This window comes from Pseudomonas sp. SK (genome assembly GCF_012975065.1).
Taxonomy (GTDB): domain Bacteria; phylum Pseudomonadota; class Gammaproteobacteria; order Pseudomonadales; family Pseudomonadaceae; genus Aquipseudomonas; species Aquipseudomonas anuradhapurensis.
This window is the reverse complement of sequence record NZ_CP051857.1, coordinates 5,563,064-5,583,672: the sequence shown is the minus strand read 5'-3', so window position 1 is coordinate 5,583,672 and position 20,609 is coordinate 5,563,064. Positions and strand designations below refer to the sequence as shown.

The window sequence follows — 20,609 nt, the reverse complement described above, 5'->3', positions numbered from 1 at the left end:
AGGAACGCACGACATGACGTCCCCTGTGGTAATCATCGGTACCGGCCTGGCGGGCTACAACCTGGCCCGCGAATTTCGCAAGCTCGATGCGCAGACACCGTTGCTGCTGATCACCGCCGATGACGGTCGTTCCTACTCCAAGCCCATGCTCTCCACTGGCTTCGCCAAGCACAAGGACGCCGATGGCCTGTGCATGGCCGAACCGGGAGCCATGGCCGAACAACTGAATGCGGAAATCCGTACCCATACGCGTATCAGCGGCATCGACCCTGGCCACAAGCGCCTGTGGGTCGGGGAGGAAGCGGTGGAATATCGCGACCTGGTGCTGGCCTTGGGCGCCCAGACGGTACAAGCACCGATCGACGGCGATGGCGGCGACCTGGTGTTCCCCATCAACGACCTGGAAGACTACGCCCGTTTTCGCGCCGCCGCCTGTGGCAAGCGGCGCGTGCTGATTCTGGGTGCCGGCCTGATCGGCTGCGAATTCGCCAACGACATGAGCCTGGGCGGCTTCCAGGTCGACGTGGTGGCACCGTGCGAACAGGTCATGCCTACCTTGCTGCATCCCGCTGCGGCGACGGCGGTGCAGGCCGGGCTGGAAGGCTTGGGCGTACGTTTCCACCTGGGCCCGGTGCTGGCCCGTCTTGAAAAGGTGGGCCAGGGCCTGGCGGCGCACTTGTCCGACGGCAGCGTGATCGCCTGCGACCTGGTGGTCTCGGCCATCGGCCTGCGCCCGCGCACTGACCTGGCCGCCGCCGCTGGCCTGCAGACCAACCGCGGCATCAGCGTGGACCGCCAGTTGCGCACCTCGCATGCCAATATCTTTGCCCTTGGCGACTGTGCCGAGGTGGATGGCATCAATCTGCTTTATGTCATGCCGCTGATGAGCTGTGCCCGCGCCTTGGCGCAAACCCTGGCCGGCAACCCGACGACGGTCGCCTATGGGCCGATGCCGGTGACTGTGAAAACCCCGGCCTGCCCCCTGGTGGTCTCGCCGCCACCGCAGGGCCACGAAGGTACCTGGCAAGTCGAGGGGCAGGGCAGCGACCTCAAGCTGCTCTGCCTCGATGCCGAAGGCAAGCTGCTGGGCTACGCCCTCACCGGGGCGGCGGTGATGGAGAAGCTGGCGCTGAATCGCCAGTTGCCAGCCGTGATGGCATAAATAGCTGGTGTTCTGTCGGATTTATCCTGTTGTTGCCTGCACAATGGCCGCCCAGATACTGGCGCGGCCCCGGTGCACGTGCCATCCTCACTCCCGTCTGCCGCAGATTAGAGCCTGCGGTGCCTTGAGCGCTGCTCCCAGAGGCAGCACGGCATAACAACAAGAATTCCGTCAAAGAGGCTTCACTATGCGCAAACCAGAACTCGCCGCCGTCATCGCCGAAAAGGCCGATCTGACCAAGGACAAGGCCAATCAGGTGTTGAACGCGATTCTCGACAGCATCACCGGTGCCCTGGACAAGGACACCGTGACCCTGGTCGGCTTCGGCACCTTCGAAAAACGTCATCGTGGCGCGCGTACCGGCAAGAACCCGCAAACCGGCGAGCCGGTCAAGATCAAGGCCAGCAATACCGTAGCCTTCAAGCCAGGCAAGAACCTGCGCGACAGTGTCAACGTACCCGCCAAGCCGGCCAAGAAAGGCAAGTAATCGCGTCCAGATGACGCAGTGCCAGCCAAACGGGCGCCGCCAAGGCGCCCGTTATGCTTTCTGCAGGCAAAATGTTTCGAACTTGTATAAACCGTTCTGGAAAAGGATAAACTGCGCGCTTTAGTCACTTTTAGTTCGAGGCGCGTTGATGAAGTTTCGCTTTCTTCTCTGGGCCATGGGATGGTTGATGGCCCGGGCCAGCCGTAACAACCCGGCATTCCAGCAGCAGCTCAAGGGCAAGGACCTGGTGTTCCAGATGCAGACCCTGGACGGCAAGGTCGCCCGGCACTTCATCGTCAGCAACGAGCGCATCAGCAGCAAGGGCGGTGCCCACCCGCAGCCGGCCTTCGCCATTGCTTTCAAGGACGCCGCCTACGGCTTTGCCACGATGCAGGCGAGCAACAAGCAGCTGGCGTTCATGCAGGGGATTCAGGACAAGCACATCCAGATCAAGGGCAACCCGGCGTTGGTGATGTGGTTCCAGGGGTTGATGAAGTACCTGAAGCCGAAGAAGTAGGGCCGCAAAGCGGCCCCATGGCCTTAATGCGGTGCGTGGAACTGCGAAGCCAGTTCACGCAACAGGTTCTCTGCCTCGAGCACCTTGTTCACGACTTCCTCGGCCTTGTCACGGGTAATCCCCAGGCGCTCCAGCAGCTCCTCGGGAATCTCCTCCTGCGGCCCCGTGCCGATTCCCCGTGCGCGCAGCAGACGGGTGGTCAGGCAGACCAGGTTGGGGAACGCCGAATACTCGCCATCATAGGTCGGGTCGTGCTGGAAGCGCAGCGCGGCCGCCAACTCTTCCGGCATGTCCCATAGCTTCATCAGCCAGGCACCGATCTGTTCGCGGCTGATGCCCAGCAGGTGTTGTTCCACATAGGTGTGGCACAGATGCGGGTTGACCTCCAGATGGCGGCAGATCAGCGAAAAGTGGGGTGGGAACACATGGGCCAGCAGCAAGTAGCCAAAATTGTGCAGCAACCCGGCCAGGTAGGTCAGGCCCGCCTCCGGGCGTTCAGCTCGCGGCATGGCACGGGTCAGGCCATCGATGACGGCGGCGGTATAGATTGACTGCTGCCAGTACGGCGTGGCCTGTTGCGGGTGGTCTTTCGGCAGGCTCAGGGTCTTGCCCAGCGCCAGGCCCAGAGCCAGGTTGATCACCAGGTCGAAGCCCAGCACCCGCACGATGGCATCTTCCACCGAGCGAATCTTGTGGGTCGAGCCGTAGTAGGGCGATGCCGCCCAGCTCACCACCTGCGCTGCCAGCGCCGGGTCGGTTTCGACCACCCCGGTGATGTCGTCGATGCTGGCGTTGGGGTCTACCCGCAGCTTGATGATCTTTTGCGCGGTGTCGGCCAAAGGCGGGATTTCGATGGTTTCTTCCAGGCGTTTCTGAATGCGTCTGGCGGTAAAAGCCTGTACTGCCTGGCTGATTTCCCGGGTGTCGTCATGGGGGCGGTCGAGGTTGGGGCTGATCGCTTCGACCTCGAGGCCGAAGCTGCTGGCGCTGGCCTTGACCAGCATGCGCTTGAAATGCGCGCGTTCGATTTCCAGCAACAGCCCGGTCTCGCCGGACTGGATATACACCCGTTCAGCGTCGAGCAGGCTCTTTTCGTACTGGCACGGTGAACTGGTCAATGCCGGGATACCCGGCAGGGCCTTGAGCTGGTGCTTGTCGAGCATCTGCTTCAGGCGCGCCATCGACACGGCGGTAAGCTGGCGCCCGGTCAGTTCGGCCAGGCGGTTGAGGTCCAGCAGCTGACTCTGCGGGAACAGCACCAGCAAGGCGCCGATTTCGTCATCGAGCAACACGGCCTGTACCCTTGACGCCGCCGGCAGTTGCGGATGCTCCACTACCTCACGGTAGGCCACGCCGAGCTTTTCGAGCAGCAGCCTGATGACGGAGGGTGCATGTGGGGTTGCGGTGTCCAGGGCGACTTCAGTCATGGTCCGTATCCACTGATTCCTTTAAACGCGAAGTATAACCAGCCTTGGGGTAAATCTGGATCCATTATGGAACCATCGTCACACTTGGCCATATTGCTGGCCATGCCGCAGCCAGCGGTCGAGCAACGGGCTGACATGCTCCGGCCAGCGCGCAAGCAGGGCCTGGGCGGCATCACGCACAGCCGGTAACAGGTCGGCATCGCGCATCAGGTCGGCGACCTTGAACTGCAGCAGGCCGGTCTGGCGGGTACCGAGCATTTCGCCCGGGCCGCGTAGCTCGAGATCTTTCTCGGCAATGATGAAGCCGTCGTTGGTTTCCCGCATGATCCCCAGGCGCTCGCGGCCGATCTGCGACAGTGGCGGGTGATACAGCAGCACGCAATGGCTGACGGCACTGCCCCGGCCAACCCGGCCGCGCAGCTGGTGCAACTGGGCCAGGCCCAGGCGCTCGGGGTTCTCGATGATCATCAGGCTGGCGTTGGGCACGTCAACGCCAACCTCGATGACCGTGGTGGCAACCAGCAGTTGCAGGTTGCCGGCCTTGAACTCGGCCATGACCTCGGCCTTTTCCGCCGGCTTCATGCGCCCGTGGATCAGCCCCACACGCAGCTCGCCCAGGGCGCTGCCCAGCTCCTCGTAAGTGCTTTCGGCGGCCTGGCAGGTCAGTTCCTCGGACTCTTCGATCAGGGTGCACACCCAATAGGCCTGGCGCCCTTCGGCGCAGGCCGCACGCACCCGCTCGACCACTTCGAAACGGCGGCTGTCGGCCACCAGCACGGTGTTCACCGGGGTACGCCCCGGCGGCAGTTCATCGAGTACCGACGTATCCAGGTCGGCATAGGCGCTCATGGCCAGGGTACGCGGGATAGGCGTGGCGGTCATGATCAACTGGTGCGGGCACAGTTCGCCGGCCACGCCTTTCTTGCGCAGGGCCAGGCGTTGCTGTACGCCAAACCGGTGTTGTTCGTCGATGATCGCCAGGGCCAGGTGCTTGAACTTCACCTCGTCCTGGAACAGCGCATGGGTGCCGACCACCATCGGTGCACCGTTGGCAATCTGCTCCAGGGCGCTGGCGCGGGCCTTGCCCTTGAGCTTGCCGGCCAGCCAGGCCACTTCGATGCCTAGCGGCTCGAGCCAGCGCTTGAAGGTGATGTAGTGCTGTTCGGCGAGAATCTCGGTGGGCGCCATCAACGCCACCTGGTAACCGGCTTCCAGCGCCTGCAGGGCGGCCAGCGCGGCGACCACGGTCTTGCCGGCGCCGACATCACCCTGCACCAGGCGCATCATCGGCTCGTGCTGGCTGAGGTCATAGGCGATTTCGTTGGCCACCCGCTGCTGCGCACCGGTCGGCTGGAAGCCCAGGTTGGCCAGGTATTGCGCCTGCAGGCGCCGGGCCTTGGGCAGTACCGGCGCGCGCAGGCTGCGCAGGCTCTCGCGCAGGCGCTGCTGCGACAGCTGGTGGGTCAGCAGCTCTTCGAAGGCCAGGCGGTGCTGGGCCCAGTGCTGGCCTTCGGCAAGCTCGTCGAGGTCGGCGTCGGCCGGCGGGTTGTGCAGGTAGCGGATGGCATCGTCCAGCGGGGCCAGCTGGTAGTCGCGGGCCAGTTCGGCGGGCAGCCAGTCCGGCAGGCTGCGCGGGCCGAGCAGGGCCAGGCTTTGCTGGCAGAGCAGGCGCAGGCGCTGCTGGGTAAGGCCCTCGGTGGACGGGTAGATCGGCGTCAGGGTCTGCTCCACCGGTGGTGGCGGCTCGTCGCCATTCAGCGCGCGGTACTCCGGGTGGTAGATTTCCAGGCCCGAGGCGCCGGGGCGCGCTTCGCCATAACAGCGCAGGTGGGTGCCGCGCTTGAGGCCTTCCTTCTGCGCATTGCTGAAGTGGTAGAAGCGCAGGCTCAGCACGCCACTGCCGTCACCCAGGCGCACCACCAGGCTGCGGCGTTTGCCCATGGTCACGTCGGCACCGCTGACCACGCCCTCGATCACTGCGTCCTGGCCGGGGCGTAGCTGGCCGATCGGCACCACGCGGGTGCGGTCCTGATAACGCAGGGGCAGGTGAAACAGTACGTCCTGCAGGTTTTCCAGGCCGACCTTGGCGAGTTTTTCTGCCATGGCCTCGCCAACCCCCTTGAGTACCGTGACCGGGACCTTCGACAGCTCACTCATGGCTCAGGCCGGTTGTTCCGCAGGGGCCTTGGCGACCGAGCAAAGGCGGATCGAGTCGGCGAGGATCTCGATGGCCTTCGGCCGCGGGAAGCTGGCGCGCCAGGCAATGGCCACGGTGCGGAAGGGTGCTGGTGCAGTCAGCGGGCGGACCTCGATGACACCCGGGGCGTAATGGTGACTGTGCACTGCCGACAGGGGCAGGATCGACACGCCAAGGCCCGAGGCGACCATGTGGCGGATGGTTTCCAGCGAACTGGACTCGACCGTGGTGTGCCTGGACCCTTCGCCGCCCTTGTTCAGGGTCGGGCAGGCTTCCAGCACCTGGTCGCGGAAGCAGTGGCCTTCACCGAGCAGCAGCAGGCTCTTGTCGTTGAGCATGGCGGTGTCGATGGTCTTTTTCGCTGTCCACGGGTGGTCGGCCGGCATCAGGGCGCAGAATGGCTCATCGTACAGCGGCAGGGTCAGCACATCGGCTTCGTTGAACGGCAGGGCGATGATCACCGCGTCCAGCTCGCCGTTGCGCAGCTTTTCGCGCAGCACGTGGGTGAAGTTTTCTTCGATGTACAGCGGCATCTGCGGCGCTACGCGGTGCAGTTGCGGGATCAGGTGCGGGAACAGGTAGGGGCCGACGGTGTAGATGGCACCGACCTTGAGCGGGGCAGTCAGCTGGTTCTTGCCAGCCTGGGCGAGTTCGCGAATACCCTGGGCCTGTTCCAGTACCTTCTGCGCCTGGGCGACGATGCTTTCGCCGACCGGGGTCAGGCGTACCGCGCTCTTGCTACGCTCGAAGATCAGCACGCCAAGCTCGTCCTCGAGCTTCTTCACACCGACCGACAGGGTCGGCTGGCTCACATGGCAGCGTTCGGCGGCGTGGCCGAAGTGCTGTTCCTGGGCGAGTGTGACGATGTAGCGTAATTCTGTAAGGGTCATAACGTGCGTCCATGAAGTTGCGAGCCCAGCATAGCGGCTGCAATCGATAGACGCACGTTATCAGAGTTGCCGATTTGTGACAGAAACAAAGCCTCAGCGGCGGTCCAGCGAGTAGACGAACGGCGCCACGACTTCGATCGTGCCGTTGTTCAGCAGCTCGGGTGGTGGCTTGGGTACCGTGCCGGCCCGACGGATCATTTCCAGGGTCGCCCGGTCCAGGGCGGCACTGCCTGAGCCACCGGCCATGGAGTACGACACCACCTTGCCTTCGGCGTCGACCACGAAGCGCAGCCGGTTGATGCCCTGCAGGCCGCGCCGGCGCGCGTCTTCCGGGTAGCGCTTGTACTTGGCCAGGTGGCGCAACAGGTCGCTCTGCCAGGTTGGCAGGGCGTTGCTGTTGGCCGCAATGCTCGGTGTCGGCGCCGCGGACTTCTGCGGTGGCGTGTTGCTGGGCGGCGCATCCACCGTCTGTTCGGTCGGCGGGGCTTCCTTCGGCGGCTCAGGCTTTTTCTCGGGCTTGGGCGGCTGCGGTTGCGGCTTGGCCTTCGGCTTGGGCGGCTTGGCAATGGCGATCTTCGGTTTGGGAGCCTCGGCCAGCTTTGGCAGCGGTGGTTCCTCGACCGGTGCCGGCGGCTGCGGCGCTGCTTTCGGAGGGGGCGGTGGCGCAGGCTCCGGCAACGGCGCCAGCTCGACCATCATGGCTGCCGGGGGCAGCTCGATGGCCTGGGGTACCGACCAGTTGAGCGTGAGCAGCACAGCCACGGCATGGACACCCAGCACGAGGGCCAGGCTGCCGCCGTAACGCGCCAGATTGTGCCGCGTCTTCGTCATTTCTTGGCTGCCGTCTCGAGACCTACCAGGCCGACTTTCAGGTAGCCGGCCGCGCGCATGCTGTTCATCACTTCCATCAGGTCACCGTAATCCACGCCTTTGTCAGCCTGGAAGAAGATGGTGGTGTCCTTGTCGCCCTTGGTCTTGGCGTCGAGCATCGGGCCAAGCTGCTCGGGGGCCGGGACCTGATCGTCGCCGACGTACAGCTTCTGGTCGGCCTTGACGCTGACGAACACCGGTTTTTCCGGCCGCGGTGCCGGCTTGGCGGTCGAGGCAGGCAGGTCGACCTTGATGTCGACCGTGGCCAGGGGCGCTGCGACCATGAAAATGATCAGCAGCACCAGCATCACGTCGATGAACGGCGTAACGTTGATTTCGTGGTTCTCGACCAGGTCGTCACCACCTTCGTTGAGATGCAGGCCCATGGCTTACCCCACTTTCACCATGTGCGGGGCGGCGCGCTCGCTGCCCTGGTGGTCCAGGTCACGGCTGACCAGCAGCAGCACCTGGGCGGAGGCGTCGGACACCTGGGCCTTGTAGCCGGCGATGGAACGGGCGAAGACGTTGTAGATGACCACGGCCGGAATCGCCGCGACCAGGCCCAGGGCGGTGGCCAGCAGGGCTTCGGCGATGCCCGGGGCAACCACGGCCAGGTTGGTGGTCTGGGTCTTGGCGATGCCGATGAAGCTGTTCATGATGCCCCAAACGGTACCGAACAGGCCGACGAACGGCGCGGTGGAGCCGATGGTGGCGAGCACACCGGTGCCGCTGCTCATGGTACGGCCGCTGGCGTGTACCAGGCGCTCCAGGCGGAAGCTGACCCGTTCCTTGATGCCTTCCTTTTCCCGGGCATTGGCCGACAGGCGCATCTCTTCAAGCGCATCCTGGACCAGGGTATGGGCCAGGGTGCCCTCCTTGTTGGCGTGATCGCTGGCTTCTTTCAGGGTGGTGGATTTCTTCAGCAGGGCGATTTCACCACGCAGGCGACGCTTGGCACCCATCAGCTCGAAGCCTTTGGCAATCCAGATGGTCCAGGTAATGATGGAGGCGATGGCCAGGCCGATCATGACCGCTTTCACCACCACGTCGGCGTTCTTGTACATGCCCCAAGGCGAAAGGTCGTGGGCCATGCCCAGCGAGGTATCTTCAACCAGGGCTTCGGCGCTCGGGTCTGCCGCGGTCGGGGCTTGAGCCGGAGTGGCGGTAGGGGTGTCGGCCGTCGGTGCTGCGGCTGGAGCAGCGGGTGCGCTGGCGGCAGCTGGCGCGGCGGCGCTGGCGGTTGGCTCATCGGCCATGGCCACCGGGGCCAGCACCAGGCTGAGCATCAGCGCGGCGATGGCGCGCCAGGCGCGCGACGGGGTTGGCGAAGCGGAAGGTTGAATACGTGTCATGCTGGCCGGACCTGATGAAGAAAAAGTAAGCGTTCTCCAGGGCCTCGAGGTAGGCCGAGAACAATTTGGCCGCCATTATTGCAAGTAATTCTTGTTAACAAAAGTAATCTTGTTGCTTTTTTCGCCTATGGTCTAGTCACCCATCGTGTAGCGTGGCCGGGTTGATCAAGTTGGTCTAGGGAGTCCAGAGATGTCAGACCTTTCCGTGATGGTTGTGGGTTGTGGTGATGTAGGCGGGCGTCTTGCCCGGCAGATGCTGGCGCGCGGCTGGCAGGTAAGCGGCCTGCGCCGTTCGGTGGGGCAACTGCCGGCAGGTGTTGCGCCGGTGGCTGCAGACCTGGCCGAGCCATCGATGCCACCAGCCTGGCCGCAGCGTGCGCCGGATTACCTGGTGTATTGCGTGGCGGCCAGCCAGCACGACGAGGCCGGTTACCAGGCAGCCTATGTCGACGGGCTGCGCCATGTGCTGGCCTGGTTGGCCGCACGCGGCCAGCGCCCACGGCGCCTGCTGTTCGTCTCCAGCAGCAGCGTTTATGCGCAAAAGGGCGGGGAATGGATCGACGAGCGTGCAGCCACTGAGCCTGAAGGTTATTCCGGGCGGGTGATGCTGGAAGCTGAGCGGCTTGCCTTGACCAGCGGCATTCCGGCGACTGTGGTGCGCTTGACCGGCATCTACGGCCCGGGCCGCCAGTCGCTGCTCAGTCAGGTGCGCCAGGGTTACCGCTTTGCCGAAGAGCCGCCGCTTTATAGCAACCGTATTCATGTCGACGATGCCGCCAGCCTGTTGGCTTTCCTGCTGCAGGCCGATGCCGATGGCAAGGCACTGGACGGCTGCTACATCGGTGTCGACGACGACCCCGCGCCGTTGGCCGATGTGGTGGCCTGGCTGCGGGATTACCTGGGGGTTACCGAGTGGTCCGATGAACAGCGGGGGCGGCGGACGGGCAGCAAGCGTTGCAGCAATGCGCGGGCGCGGGCGCTGGGCTGGGTGCCGGTGTATCCGAGTTACAAGGAAGGCTATGCGGCGATCCTGGCGGGTAAAAACTAGCCCCCAGGCTTGATGCGGTACCCTGTGGGAGCGGGCGTGCCCGCGAATCAGGCTACGCGGTGTATGGCGCCGGCTTCGCCGGTGTTCGCGGGCATGCCCGCCCCCACAAAGGGGCGGTGCTCGGCTCGAAACAAGGCTTCAGTCCTGCTCCAGCAACCACTGGCGCTTGCCGGCCGCCAACACGGGCATCTCATCCGGCTGCGCACGGTTCACCGCCTGGAATATCTCCAGCTTGTCGCCATCGCGCTTGAAAATGAAGGGCGCGCCGCGTTGCTCATGCTCCAGCCACAGGCTGTCATTGCTGCCACCCATGGTTGCGCAATCACCCGCCAGGCACAGGGCGAAACGGTCTGGTCCCGGCAGGCCGGTGACGTTGCCGGTATCGCTGAAGCGTACGCTGGCACCTTTGCCCTGGCCGTCGATGATCTTCCAGTTGCCACCCAGATAAGCCTGGTACAACGCCTTCTCGAAGCTGCTACCCAGTGGCGCATTGGCTGCCGCTGGCGCCTTGGCCCGCACGAAAGTCTGCTTGGCGCCTTTTTGATCGATGGCTTGCAGTTCGTCACCATCGAGCGACAGCTGCTCGGTCTGGCCACCCTGGAAGCTGGCCTGCCATTGCTTGTCGCTGGCCCTCAGCTGGCCGTCGACCGCCTCGAAACCATTGCTGTAGCTGGCCTGCTGGCTGGCGACGTCGAGCTTCCACTCGAACACCGGGCCGTGCTCGTCGAGCGCCTGGCGCAGGCTGTCGCCTTTGACCGCCGCAGTGATGGCGTCCTGGTTGATCCAGGTACCGTTGAAGTCTTCGGGTTTGTGGCTGGCGCAGCCGCCCAGAAGCAGGGCTGCCAGCACGAGAGGCAGTGCTTGACGCATGACGGGTAACCTTGCAGAGGAAGGGAGGGTGACGGGCAGGGCGCCCGTCACCGGGGCATCATTCGATGACCAGAATGGCGTCCATTTCAACCTGGGCGCCTTTTGGCAGCGCGGCAACGCCGATGGCGGCGCGGGCCGGGTACGGCTGCTCGAAGTAGCGGCCCATTACCTCGTTGACCTTGGCGAAGTGGCTCAGGTCGGTGAGGAAGATGTTCAGCTTGACGATGTCCTTGAACGAACCGCCAGCGGCTTCAGCCACGGCCTTGAGGTTCTCGAAGACCTGCACGGTCTGGGCTTCGAAGCCTTCGACCAGTTCCATGGTCTTCGGGTCCAGCGGGATCTGGCCCGACATGTACACTGTGTTGCCGGCCTTGATCGCCTGCGAGTAGGTGCCGATGGCGGCAGGGGCCTTGTCGCTGTTGATGACGGTCTTGCTCATGATGACTCCTTGCGGTTGGCGGACTACGTACGCATACGGGTTATGCGGACCACACCGGTCAGGGTACGCAGCTTCTTGATCACACGCGCCAGGTGCACACGGTCGTGCACGCTGACCACCAGTTGGACCACGCTGATACGGCCGTCGCGTTCGTCCATGCTGATCTTCTCGATGTTGCCGTCGGCGGCGTTTACGCTGCTGGCCAGCAGCGCGATCAGGCCGCGCTGGTGTTCCAGTTCGACACGCAGTTCGACGTTGAACTCACCAGTGATGTCCTTGGCCCAGGAAAGCTGTACGCACTTCTCCGGGTTGTGGCGGATTTCACTGATGTTGCGGCAATTTTCCAGGTGCACGACCATGCCCTTGCCGGCTGACAGGTGGCCGACGATCGGGTCGCCCGGGATCGGCGTGCAGCACTTGGCGTAGCTCAGCACCAGGCCTTCGGTACCGCGGATCGCCAGCGGGCCTTCCGGTGCCGGCAGTTGTTCGCCTTCAGCCGACAGCAGGCGGCGCGCAACCACGTAGGCCATGCGGTTGCCCAGGCCGATGTCTTCGAGCAGGTCTTCGATCAGCTCCAGGCGGTACTCGGCGAGAATCGCCTGGATGTGCTCCTGAGGGATGCTTTCCAGGCTGCTGTCGAAGCCGGTAAGCACCTTGTTCAGCAGGCGTTCGCCCAGGCTGATGGACTCGGAGCGGCGCTGCTGCTTGAGTGCGTGACGGATGTGCGTGCGGGCTTTGCCGGTAACCACGAAGTTGAGCCAGGCCGGGTTCGGCCGTGCACCCGGGGCGCTGACGATTTCCACCGTCGAGCCGCTTTGCAGCGGTTCGGACAACGGTGCCAGGCGGCGGTTGATGCGGCAGGCGATGCAGCTGTTGCCGACGTCGGTGTGCACCGCGTAGGCGAAGTCGACGGCCGTGGAGCCCTTGGGCAGCTCCATGATGCGGCCCTTGGGCGTGAACACGTAGACCTCGTCCGGGAACAGGTCGATCTTCACGCTCTCGATGAACTCCAGCGAGTTGCCGGCACGTTGCTGCAGTTCGAGGATTCCCTTGACCCACTGGCGAGCACGAGCGTGGCTGCCCTTGGGCTGCTCATCGTCGTTGGACTTGTACAGCCAGTGTGCGGCGATACCGTTGTTGGCCATCTCTTCCATTTCGCGCGTGCGGATCTGGATTTCGATGGGCACCCCGTGCATGCCGAACAGCGTGGTGTGCAACGACTGGTAGCCGTTGGCCTTGGGGATCGCGATGTAATCCTTGAAGCGACCGGGCAGCGGCTTGTACAGGTTGTGCACGGCGCCGAGCACGCGGTAACAGGTATCGACCTTGTCGACGACGATGCGGAAGGCATACACATCCATGATCTCGTTGAAGGCGCGACGCTTGCCGCGCATCTTCTTGTAGATGCCATAGAGGTGTTTCTGCCGGCCACTGACCTCGCCCTCGATGCCGTCGGCGGCCAGGCAGTTGGCCAGCGAGTGCTCGATCTTGGCGACGATTTCCTTACGGTTGCCGCGTGCGCTTTTCACCGCCCGGTGAATCAGCGACGAGCGCATCGGGTGCATGGCCTTGAAGCCCAGGTCCTCGAACTCCACGCGCACGGTGTGCATGCCCAGGCGGTTGGCGATGGGGGCGTAGATCTCGAGGGTTTCCTTGGCAATGCGCCGGCGCTTTTCGCCAGACAGCACTTCCAGGGTGCGCATGTTGTGCAGGCGGTCGGCCAGCTTTACCAGGATCACGCGGATATCGCGCGCCATGGCCATGGCCATCTTCTGGAAGTTTTCGGCTTGCGCCTCGGCCTTGGTCTCGAAGTTCATCTGGGTCAGCTTGCTGACGCCATCGACCAGCTCGGCCACGGTCTCGCCAAACTGTTGGCTGAGGGCTTCCTTGGCGATGCCGGTGTCTTCGATCACATCGTGCAGCATGGCGGCCATCAGGCTTTGATGGTCCATGTGCATGTCGGCGAGGATGCTGGCCACGGCCAGCGGATGGGTCACGTAGGGCTCGCCGCTGCGGCGACGCTGCCCGTCGTGTGCCTGTTCGGCATAGAAATAGGCACGCCGGACCAGGTTGACCTGTTCGGGGCCAAGGTAGGTCGACAGCCGTTCGGCCAAAGCTTCTATACCCGGCATGGGTTCACCTCCTGCCGAGGAAGAGGGCCTTGCGCCGTGCGACGTCGACCAGGCATCAATCAGACAGCCTCGTTGTTCTCGTCCTCGAATGCGGCGAACACCGGATCCTCGGTGACGATCTCTTCGGCGGCGATGAATTCGTTGGTGACGATGCCTTCGGCGATTTCACGCAGGGCAACAACGGTCGGCTTGTCGTTTTCCCACGCAACGCGTGGCTCTTTGCCGCCGGTCGCCAGCTGGCGAGCGCGCTTGGTCGAGAGCATGACCAGCTCAAAGCGGTTATCCACGTGTTCCAGGCAGTCTTCAACAGTTACGCGGGCCATGGTCTTCCTCAGTAGCAATTGCGGTGGGCGTGCAGCCCGATAATGGGCAGGCGGACTCGATAGTTTAAAAAATCACCAGCCAATAGGGAAGCGCTGTTTTGTCGGGTGGATCGGTGTGGGCTTCTTCGCGGGCATGCCCGCTCCCACAAGTCCTGCACAGTTCTCACCGCCGCCGCTTTACCTGTGGAAGCGGGCGTGCCCGCGAAAGGGTCGGAACAGACATGCTCGATACATGAGCCTGACGATAACCTCAGAGCATCGCGTCACGCAACCGCGGGGTCAGCTCCTCGAACAGCGTCTGGACCGAGCGCAACGCCCGGCAGTCCGGTCGGGTCAGCAGCCACAGCTGGGTGTCGCAGCCGGGCAGCGGCCCGCTCAACGCGTCCACCCCAGGCAGGGCATGCACCATGTAGTCCGGCAGCGCCGCCACGCCCAGCCCGGCCGTGACCAACTGGGCGATGGTGGACATGCCGCTGCACTGGTAGCGCGGGCTCAACCCCGGATGCTGCTGGTTGCGCCAGACCACCGTGGGGTGGTCCTGCATCGAGTCGTCCGGGGCGATCCACGGCACGCTGGCCGGCGATTCGGCCAGGCGCTCGCGCCACTGCGGCTGGCCGCAGACCACATACGAAGTCGACCCCAGGTTGCGCCCGACCAGGTGCTCCGGCGGCGTGTTGGTCAGGCGCAGGGCAATGTCGGCATCACGCCGGCTGAGGTTGGCGAAGGTGTTGGAGGTGCCCATTTCCAGCGACAGCGCCGGGTAGTTGGGCATGAACTCGGCCAGCGCCGGCAGCAGCAGGCTGTGCATCACCGCTTCGGTGCAGGTCAGCCGTACCGTGCCGCTCACCACCTGTTCGCCACTGGTCATGGCAATGCGCGCCGCTTCCAGCGCCTGCTCGGCGCGCTCGGCCTGCTCGGCCAGGGCCTGGGCAGTGTCGGTCGGCAGGTAGCCCTTGCGGCTCTTGACGAACAGGGCCGTGCCCAGCGCCGACTCCAGCCGGCGGATCGAGCGGAACACTGTCGAGACATCGACCTTGAGCAGCTCGGCAGCCTTGGCCAGGGAGCGACCGCGTTCCAGCGCCAGGACCAGGGAAAGGTCGGCATGGGTAATCTGATATTGCATTGGTGCACGCTCTGCTTGCCGAATTGCCAATGTCTGTTGCGTTTTGGCCATTTTATAGTGAAACGGCCCCCGGGAATCAATGCGCCCGGTCGGGTAACCAATCCCCACGATGGGAAAGTGAAAAGAACAACAGCTGCAACCATCGTCGCCCGTGAGGCGCCAGCCGTATCCCCACATCGCCGCAGCAAATCATAGGATGTACAGCCATGACGTCGGTAACCCCGTGCGCCAGTTCTTCCAGCGAGATGAGTGACTTCCTCCAGGCCCATCCGGACACGCAGTACGTCGACCTGCTGATCTCCGACATGAACGGCGTGGTACGTGGCAAGCGCATCGAGCGGGCCAGCCTGCACAAGGTGTACGAGAAGGGCATCAACCTGCCGGCGTCGCTGTTCGCCCTGGACATCAACGGTTCCACCGTCGAAAGCACCGGGCTCGGCCTGGATATCGGCGATGCCGACCGTATCTGCTTCCCGATCGCGGGCACGCTGTCGGACGAGCCCTGGCAGAAGCGCCCGACCGCCCAGCTGCTGATGACCATGCATGAACTGGACGGCCAACCGTTCTTCGCCGATCCGCGCGAGGTGCTGCGCCAGGTGGTGAGCCGGTTCGACGACCTGGGCCTGGATATCTGTGCCGCGTTCGAGCTGGAGTTCTACCTGATCGACCAGGACAACCTGAACGGTCGCCCGCAGCCGCCGCGCTCGCCCATTTCGGGCAAGCGTCCGCAGTCGACCCAGGTGTACCTGATCGACGACCTCGACGAGTATGCCGACTGCCTGCAGGACATGCTCGAAGCGGCCAAGGAACAAGGCTTGCCTGCCGACGCCATCGTCAAGGAAAGCGCCCCGGCGCAGTTCGAAGTCAACCTGCACCACGTTGCCGACCCGCTGAAGGCCTGTGACTACGCGATCCTGCTCAAGCGCCTGATCAAGAACGTGGCCTATGACCATGAAATGGACACCACCTTCATGGCCAAGCCTTACCCGGGCCAGGCCGGCAATGGCCTGCACGTGCACATTTCGTTGCTGGACAAGAAAACCGGCAAGAACATCTTTGCCAGCGATGATCCGCTGCAAAGCGACGCCTTGCGCCATGCCATCGGCGGCGTGCTGGAGACCATGCCGGCGTCGATGGCCTTCCTTTGCCCAAACATCAACTCCTACCGCCGTTTCGGTGCGCAGTTCTACGTACCCAACGCGCCAAGCTGGGGCCTGGACAACCGCACCGTGGCTGTGCGCGTGCCCACCGACAGCAGCGACAATGTGCGCCTCGAGCACCGTGTCGCCGGCGCCGACGCCAACCCCTACCTGATGCTCGCGGCAATTCTCGCCGGTGTGCACCATGGCCTGACCAACCAGGTCGAGCCGGGTGAACCGATCGAAGGCAACTCCTACGAGCAGCTGGAGCAGAGCCTGCCGAACAACCTGCGCGATGCCCTGCGCGCGCTGGATGACAGCGAAGTGCTCAACCAATACATCAGCCCGGACTACATCGATATCTTCGTGGCCTGCAAGGAAAGCGAACTGGCCGAATTCGAAGTGTCGATCTCCGACCTCGAATACAACTGGTACCTGCACACGGTGTAAGCCCATGAGCGCAAATGCGGTCCCCTTGATCGGTGTCAGCGCCTGCCGCCAGCAGGTCGGCAAGAACCCGTCGCACACGGTCGGCGACAAGTATGTCGAGGCGGCCGGCTTTGCCGGCCTGCCGCTGATATTGCCGGCGCGTGACGGCGGCAGCGACACACAGGCGCTGCTGGCCCGTCTGGACGGCATTGTTTTTACCGGCTCGCCTTCAAATATCGAACCGCATCATTACAATGGCGCCCCCAGCGCGGCCGGTACCCGGCACGATCTGGCGCGCGATCGCCTGACCCTGCCGCTGCTGCAGGCGGCCATCGCTGCCGGGGTGCCGGTGTTCTGCATCTGCCGCGGTTACCAGGAATTGAACGTGGCCCTGGGCGGCAGCCTGCACCAGCGCGTGCAGGAGCTGCCCGGTTACCAGGATCACCGCGAACCCGAGGACGCACCCCTGGAAGTGCAATATGGCCCTCGTCACCTTGTCGGCATCGAGCCGGGTGGGTTGTTCGAGCGCCTGGGCCTGGCTGCGCAGTTCGAGGTCAACTCGCTGCACAGCCAGGGCATCGACCGCCTGGCCCCTGGCCTGCGCGTCGAGGCACGGGCCCCGGATGGCCTGATCGAAGCGGTATCCATGCCTGCGGCGCCGGGCTTCGTGCTTGGCGTGCAATGGCACCCGGAATGGCGATTTAGCGAAAACCCGGTCTCGCTGCGCCTGTTCCAGGCGTTTCGCGAGGCTTGCATTGCCTACGCAGCACGGGAGGGCGCACGGCAGACAGCATTCTGACGTCAGCCGAAGGTCTCGGATGACTGATTCCCGGCAGCAGCTTTCAATGAGTGAAAGCGAGCCTTGCGCGCAAGGCCAGTGAAAACAATTCCAAAATCTACGGCAAATACTCATGAGCGATTACACAGAAGCCGGCCGCCCACCCGACGTGGTGGCCGACGCGGGCAATACCCAGCGCAGCAAGGGCCTGGCCAAAGGCCGGCTGGGCTTGCTGGCCAGCGTGGTGCTGGGCATTTCCACCATCGCCCCGGTCTATACCTTGACCGGCGCACTTGGCCCGACCGTGCGCGAGGTGGGCGCCCACCTGCCAGCGGTGTTCATCGTCGGCTTCCTGCCGATGCTGCTGGTCGCCCTCGGTTACCGCGAGTTGAACTCGGCCGAGCCGGACAGCGGCACATCGTTTACCTGGTCGGCGCGTGCCTTCGGCCCGATGATCGGCTGGATCGGCGGCTGGGGGTTGGTCGTCGCCACCACCATCGTGCTGTCGAACCTGGCGGGCGTGGCCGTCGACTTCTTCTACCTGTTCCTCGGCCAGATCACCGGCCACCACGAGCTGGCGGCGTTGGCCGACAACTTGTTGATCAACGTGGTGACCTGTTGCGTGTTCATTGCCCTGGCGGTGTGGATCTGCTGTCGGGGCATCGCCACCACCATGACCGTGCAGTACGGCTTGGTGGCGCTGCAGTTGGTGGTGCTGATCGGCTTTGCCTTTGCCGCCTTCGACGGTACCACCGCGCCGCCGCCGCTGGAATTCGATTTCGCCTGGTTCAACCCGTTCGGTGTCGAGTCGTTCTCGGCCTTCGCCGCCGGGCTGTCGCTGTCGATCTTCATCTTCTGGGGGTGGGACACCTGCCTCACCGTCAGCGAAGAGTCGGTAGGCAGTGAAGAGGTACCGGGCAAGGCGGCCACCTGGACCGTGATGTTGATTCTCGGCCTGTACCTGTTCACTGCGATCGCCACCCTGCAGTTTGCCGGGATCAGCGAGTCTGGCCTGGGCCTGAACAACCCGCGCATCCAGGAAAACGTGTTCGCTCACCTGGCCGGCCCGGTCATGGGGCCATTGGCGATCCTGATGTCCATTGCCGTGCTGGCCAGTACCGCAGCCTCGCTGCAGTCGACCTTCGTTGCGCCCGCGCGCACGCTCTTGGCCATGGGCTACTACGGTGCGGTGCCGCAGAAGTTCGCCAGCGTCTGCCCGCGTTCGCAAACCCCGCGCTACGCCACCATCTGTGCCGGCCTGGCCGCGGGCCTGTTCTACGTGACCATGCGTACCCTGAGCGAGAACGTGTTGGCGGATACCATTACCGCCCTAGGCATGATGATCTGCTTCTACTATTCGCTGACCGCATTCGCCTGCGTCTGGTATTTCCGCGACAGCCTGTTCGACAGCCTGCGCCACTTCATCATGCGTGGCCTGTGCCCGTTGGTGGGTGGGGTGATTCTGTCGGTGATCTTCGTGCGTACTGCCATCGACAGCGCTTCGCCAGACTTCGGCAGTGGCTCACATGTGGGCGGGCTGGGGCTGGTGTTCGTGATTGCCGCGATCATTTCGGTGCTCGGCATCGGGCTGATGATGCTGTCGCGCATGCGCGCACCGGCGTATTTCCTCGGGGCTACCCTGCGTCAGCAGGCTACCTTGCCACTGCAGGAATAAAGCCGGGGGGCGCTTCGCGCCCCTTTCGCGACACAAGGCCGCTCCTACAACAGCACGGCGTACGCCTTCCTGTGTAGGAGCGGCCTTGTGTCGCGAAAGGGCCTCGAAGAGGCCCCGGCAATCTTCAGCCGATCATTTGCTTCAGCAACGCCGCATGACGCTGTTGCTGCTTCTTCAGCACCAGGCGGTTCGAGCGGAACACCGCTTTCAAATCCTCCAGCGCCACGTCGAAGTCATCGTTGATGATCACGTAGTCGTACTCGTCGTAGTGCACCATCTCACTGACCGCTTCTTTCATGCGCCCGGCAATGATCTCTTCACTGTCCTGCCCGCGGCCGTCCAGACGATGACGCAAGGCCTGCTGGCTTGGCGGCAGGATGAATATCGACAACGCCTGCGGCATCAGTTTGCGCACCTGCTGGGCGCCTTGCCAGTCGATTTCCAGAATCAGGTCGTAGCCCTGGTCCAGCGTTTGCTGCAGCGCACTGCGCGAGGTGCCATAGAAGTTGCCGAACACCTCGGCATGCTCAAGGAAGTCACCTTGCGCGATCAGGGCCTTGAATTCCTCGTGGACGACGAAGTGATAGTTCACCCCGTGCTGCTCGCCCGGGCGCATGGCACGGGTGGTGTGCGAGACCGAGACGCGGATCTGCGGGTCGTCCTTGGTCAGGGCGGTGACCAGGCTGGTCTTGCCGGCGCCGGAAGGGGCCGAAACGATATAGAGGGTGCCGCTGCTGTGGTTCATGGTCGGGGTGGCCTTACTCGATGTTCTGTACTTGTTCACGCATCTGTTCGATCAGTACCTTCAGGTTGACCGCCGCTTGCGTGCTGCGTGGGTCGAAGGCCTTGGAGCCGAGGGTATTGGCCTCGCGGTTGAGTTCCTGCATCAGGAAGTCCAGGCGCCGGCCGGCGGCACCGCCACCCTTGAGCACTCGGCGTACTTCGGTGACGTGGGTGCTCAGGCGGTCGAGTTCCTCGGCCACGTCGCTCTTCTGGGCCAGCAGCACCAGCTCCTGCTCCAGGCGTTGCGGGTCGAGTTCGGCCTGCACGTCGCCGAAGCGGTCGAGGATCTTCTGTCGCTGTGCCGCCAGCATCTGTGGCACCAGGGCGCGCAGGGTTGTGACTTCGCTGGCCATGTTGTCCAGGCGTTCGTTGATCAGCCGGGCCAGCTCCTGGCCTTCACGCTGGCGCCCGGCCTTGAGTTCGGCGAGGGCTTCGTCGAACAGTGCCATGGCTTCGGCATTCAGCGCCTGCGGGTCACTGGCATCGGCCACCAGCACGCCTGGCCACGACAGCACCTCCAGCGGGTTCAGCGGTGCCGGTTGCTTGATCAGGCCGGCCACTTCCTCGGCAGCGGCAACCAGTTGTGCGGCGCGCTCGCGGTCTACCTTCAGCGGTTTGCCGTTGCTGTCGTCGTTGAGGCGCAGGGTACATTCCACCTTGCCCCGCGACAGGCCCTGGCGCAGGCCCTCACGCACGGCGCCCTCGAGGTCGCGCAGGGCTTCGGGCAGGCGCAGGTGCGGCTCCAGGTAACGGTGATTGACCGAACGCAGCTCCCAGACCAGGGTGCCTTGGCTGCCGGCGCGCTCGACACGAGCAAAAGCGGTCATGCTGTGCACCATGGGGAGTACCTCGCGTAGATGAATGAACGGTGGGAGCCTCTCGGCTGCAAGGCGCAGGATTGTAGCGCAGTGGCGCCCTGGCGCCCAATCCACCCATGTTACCGAGGGCTGGCTGGCGCAGCAGGAAAA

General features: G+C 64.0%; 20 protein-coding genes. 7 read left to right on the top strand and 13 right to left on the bottom strand.

Annotated features, from left to right (window positions below):
- Positions 1 to 13 precede the first annotated feature (13 nt).
- From HG549_RS25410 to HG549_RS25400, 3 genes are all read left to right on the top strand, one after another.
- The gene (locus HG549_RS25410; RefSeq protein ID WP_170033832.1) at positions 14 to 1,162 is read left to right on the top strand and encodes an NAD(P)/FAD-dependent oxidoreductase; all 1,149 of its coding nucleotides are present in this window, start codon (positions 14 to 16) and stop codon (positions 1,160 to 1,162) included.
- Positions 1,163 to 1,349: 187 nt separating this feature from the next.
- Positions 1,350 to 1,649, top strand: coding sequence for an HU family DNA-binding protein (locus tag HG549_RS25405; protein WP_170033830.1), 300 nt, complete (start codon positions 1,350 to 1,352; stop codon positions 1,647 to 1,649).
- 148 nt (positions 1,650 to 1,797) lie between these two features.
- Positions 1,798 to 2,166, top strand: a complete 369-nt coding sequence (locus HG549_RS25400; RefSeq protein ID WP_170033828.1) for an SCP2 sterol-binding domain-containing protein — start codon at positions 1,798 to 1,800, stop codon at positions 2,164 to 2,166.
- A 23-nt stretch (positions 2,167 to 2,189) separates the two neighbouring features.
- Here the strand turns inward: HG549_RS25400 and HG549_RS25395 are convergent, their stop codons facing one another.
- The 6 genes from HG549_RS25395 to exbB all read right to left on the bottom strand — a co-directional run bounded on the left by HG549_RS25395 (position 2,190) and on the right by exbB (position 8,902).
- Positions 2,190 to 3,593 carry an aminoacyl-tRNA deacylase and HDOD domain-containing protein gene (locus HG549_RS25395; protein ID WP_170033826.1) on the bottom strand — a complete coding sequence of 468 codons (1,404 nt, stop codon included), beginning with the start codon at positions 3,591 to 3,593 and terminating at the stop codon, positions 2,190 to 2,192.
- A gap of 78 nt (positions 3,594 to 3,671) precedes the next feature.
- Positions 3,672 to 5,750 (bottom strand): ATP-dependent DNA helicase RecG, encoded by a 2,079-nt coding sequence (gene recG, locus HG549_RS25390; protein WP_170033824.1) that lies wholly within the window; start codon positions 5,748 to 5,750, stop codon positions 3,672 to 3,674.
- A 3-nt stretch (positions 5,751 to 5,753) separates the two neighbouring features.
- The gene (locus HG549_RS25385) at positions 5,754 to 6,680 is read right to left on the bottom strand and encodes a hydrogen peroxide-inducible genes activator (protein WP_087500924.1); all 927 of its coding nucleotides are present in this window, start codon (positions 6,678 to 6,680) and stop codon (positions 5,754 to 5,756) included.
- A gap of 93 nt (positions 6,681 to 6,773) precedes the next feature.
- On the bottom strand, positions 6,774 to 7,511 hold the full coding sequence (locus tag HG549_RS25380) for an energy transducer TonB (RefSeq protein ID WP_170033822.1): 738 nt from the start codon (positions 7,509 to 7,511) through the stop codon (positions 6,774 to 6,776).
- A complete protein-coding gene (gene exbD / locus HG549_RS25375; RefSeq protein ID WP_170033820.1) occupies positions 7,508 to 7,936 on the bottom strand; it encodes a TonB system transport protein ExbD in 429 nt (142 codons plus the stop codon). Before exbD ends, HG549_RS25380 begins: the two co-directional genes overlap by 4 nt.
- Before the next feature lie 3 nt (positions 7,937 to 7,939).
- The gene (gene exbB, locus HG549_RS25370; protein ID WP_170033818.1) at positions 7,940 to 8,902 is read right to left on the bottom strand and encodes a tonB-system energizer ExbB; all 963 of its coding nucleotides are present in this window, start codon (positions 8,900 to 8,902) and stop codon (positions 7,940 to 7,942) included.
- A 190-nt stretch (positions 8,903 to 9,092) separates the two neighbouring features.
- Here exbB and HG549_RS25365 point away from each other — a divergent pair, with 190 nt between their 5' ends.
- Positions 9,093 to 9,950 carry an SDR family oxidoreductase gene (locus tag HG549_RS25365; protein ID WP_170033816.1) on the top strand — a complete coding sequence of 286 codons (858 nt, stop codon included), beginning with the start codon at positions 9,093 to 9,095 and terminating at the stop codon, positions 9,948 to 9,950.
- A gap of 138 nt (positions 9,951 to 10,088) precedes the next feature.
- Here the strand turns inward: HG549_RS25365 and HG549_RS25360 are convergent, their stop codons facing one another.
- From HG549_RS25360 to HG549_RS25340, 5 genes are all read right to left on the bottom strand, one after another.
- Positions 10,089 to 10,820: a hypothetical protein gene (locus HG549_RS25360; protein ID WP_170033814.1), complete on the bottom strand. Its 732-nt coding sequence runs from the start codon at positions 10,818 to 10,820 to the stop codon at positions 10,089 to 10,091.
- 58 nt (positions 10,821 to 10,878) lie between these two features.
- Positions 10,879 to 11,259 (bottom strand): RidA family protein, encoded by a 381-nt coding sequence (locus HG549_RS25355; RefSeq protein WP_009684531.1) that lies wholly within the window; start codon positions 11,257 to 11,259, stop codon positions 10,879 to 10,881.
- A gap of 23 nt (positions 11,260 to 11,282) precedes the next feature.
- The gene (gene spoT / locus HG549_RS25350) at positions 11,283 to 13,391 is read right to left on the bottom strand and encodes a bifunctional GTP diphosphokinase/guanosine-3',5'-bis pyrophosphate 3'-pyrophosphohydrolase (RefSeq protein ID WP_170033812.1); all 2,109 of its coding nucleotides are present in this window, start codon (positions 13,389 to 13,391) and stop codon (positions 11,283 to 11,285) included.
- A gap of 59 nt (positions 13,392 to 13,450) precedes the next feature.
- Positions 13,451 to 13,714, bottom strand: a complete 264-nt coding sequence (gene rpoZ, locus HG549_RS25345; protein ID WP_003253383.1) for a DNA-directed RNA polymerase subunit omega — start codon at positions 13,712 to 13,714, stop codon at positions 13,451 to 13,453.
- Between the two features lie 250 nt (positions 13,715 to 13,964).
- On the bottom strand, positions 13,965 to 14,837 hold the full coding sequence (locus HG549_RS25340) for a LysR family transcriptional regulator (RefSeq protein WP_013974798.1): 873 nt from the start codon (positions 14,835 to 14,837) through the stop codon (positions 13,965 to 13,967).
- Positions 14,838 to 15,082: 245 nt separating this feature from the next.
- Between HG549_RS25340 and HG549_RS25335 the strand changes: the two genes are divergently transcribed.
- The 3 genes from HG549_RS25335 to HG549_RS25325 all read left to right on the top strand — a co-directional run bounded on the left by HG549_RS25335 (position 15,083) and on the right by HG549_RS25325 (position 18,858).
- Positions 15,083 to 16,426, top strand: a complete 1,344-nt coding sequence (locus tag HG549_RS25335; protein WP_372241591.1) for a glutamine synthetase family protein — start codon at positions 15,083 to 15,085, stop codon at positions 16,424 to 16,426.
- A gap of 4 nt (positions 16,427 to 16,430) precedes the next feature.
- Positions 16,431 to 17,204, top strand: coding sequence for a gamma-glutamyl-gamma-aminobutyrate hydrolase family protein (locus tag HG549_RS25330; RefSeq protein ID WP_170033809.1), 774 nt, complete (start codon positions 16,431 to 16,433; stop codon positions 17,202 to 17,204).
- 112 nt (positions 17,205 to 17,316) lie between these two features.
- A complete protein-coding gene (locus HG549_RS25325; protein WP_170033807.1) occupies positions 17,317 to 18,858 on the top strand; it encodes an APC family permease in 1,542 nt (513 codons plus the stop codon).
- 124 nt (positions 18,859 to 18,982) lie between these two features.
- Here HG549_RS25325 and gmk read toward each other — a convergent pair whose 3' ends face one another.
- On the bottom strand, positions 18,983 to 19,603 hold the full coding sequence (gmk, locus tag HG549_RS25320; RefSeq protein ID WP_170033805.1) for a guanylate kinase: 621 nt from the start codon (positions 19,601 to 19,603) through the stop codon (positions 18,983 to 18,985).
- Positions 19,604 to 19,616: 13 nt separating this feature from the next.
- A complete protein-coding gene (locus tag HG549_RS25315) occupies positions 19,617 to 20,480 on the bottom strand; it encodes a YicC/YloC family endoribonuclease (RefSeq protein ID WP_170033803.1) in 864 nt (287 codons plus the stop codon).
- Positions 20,481 to 20,609: the final 129 nt, after the last annotated feature.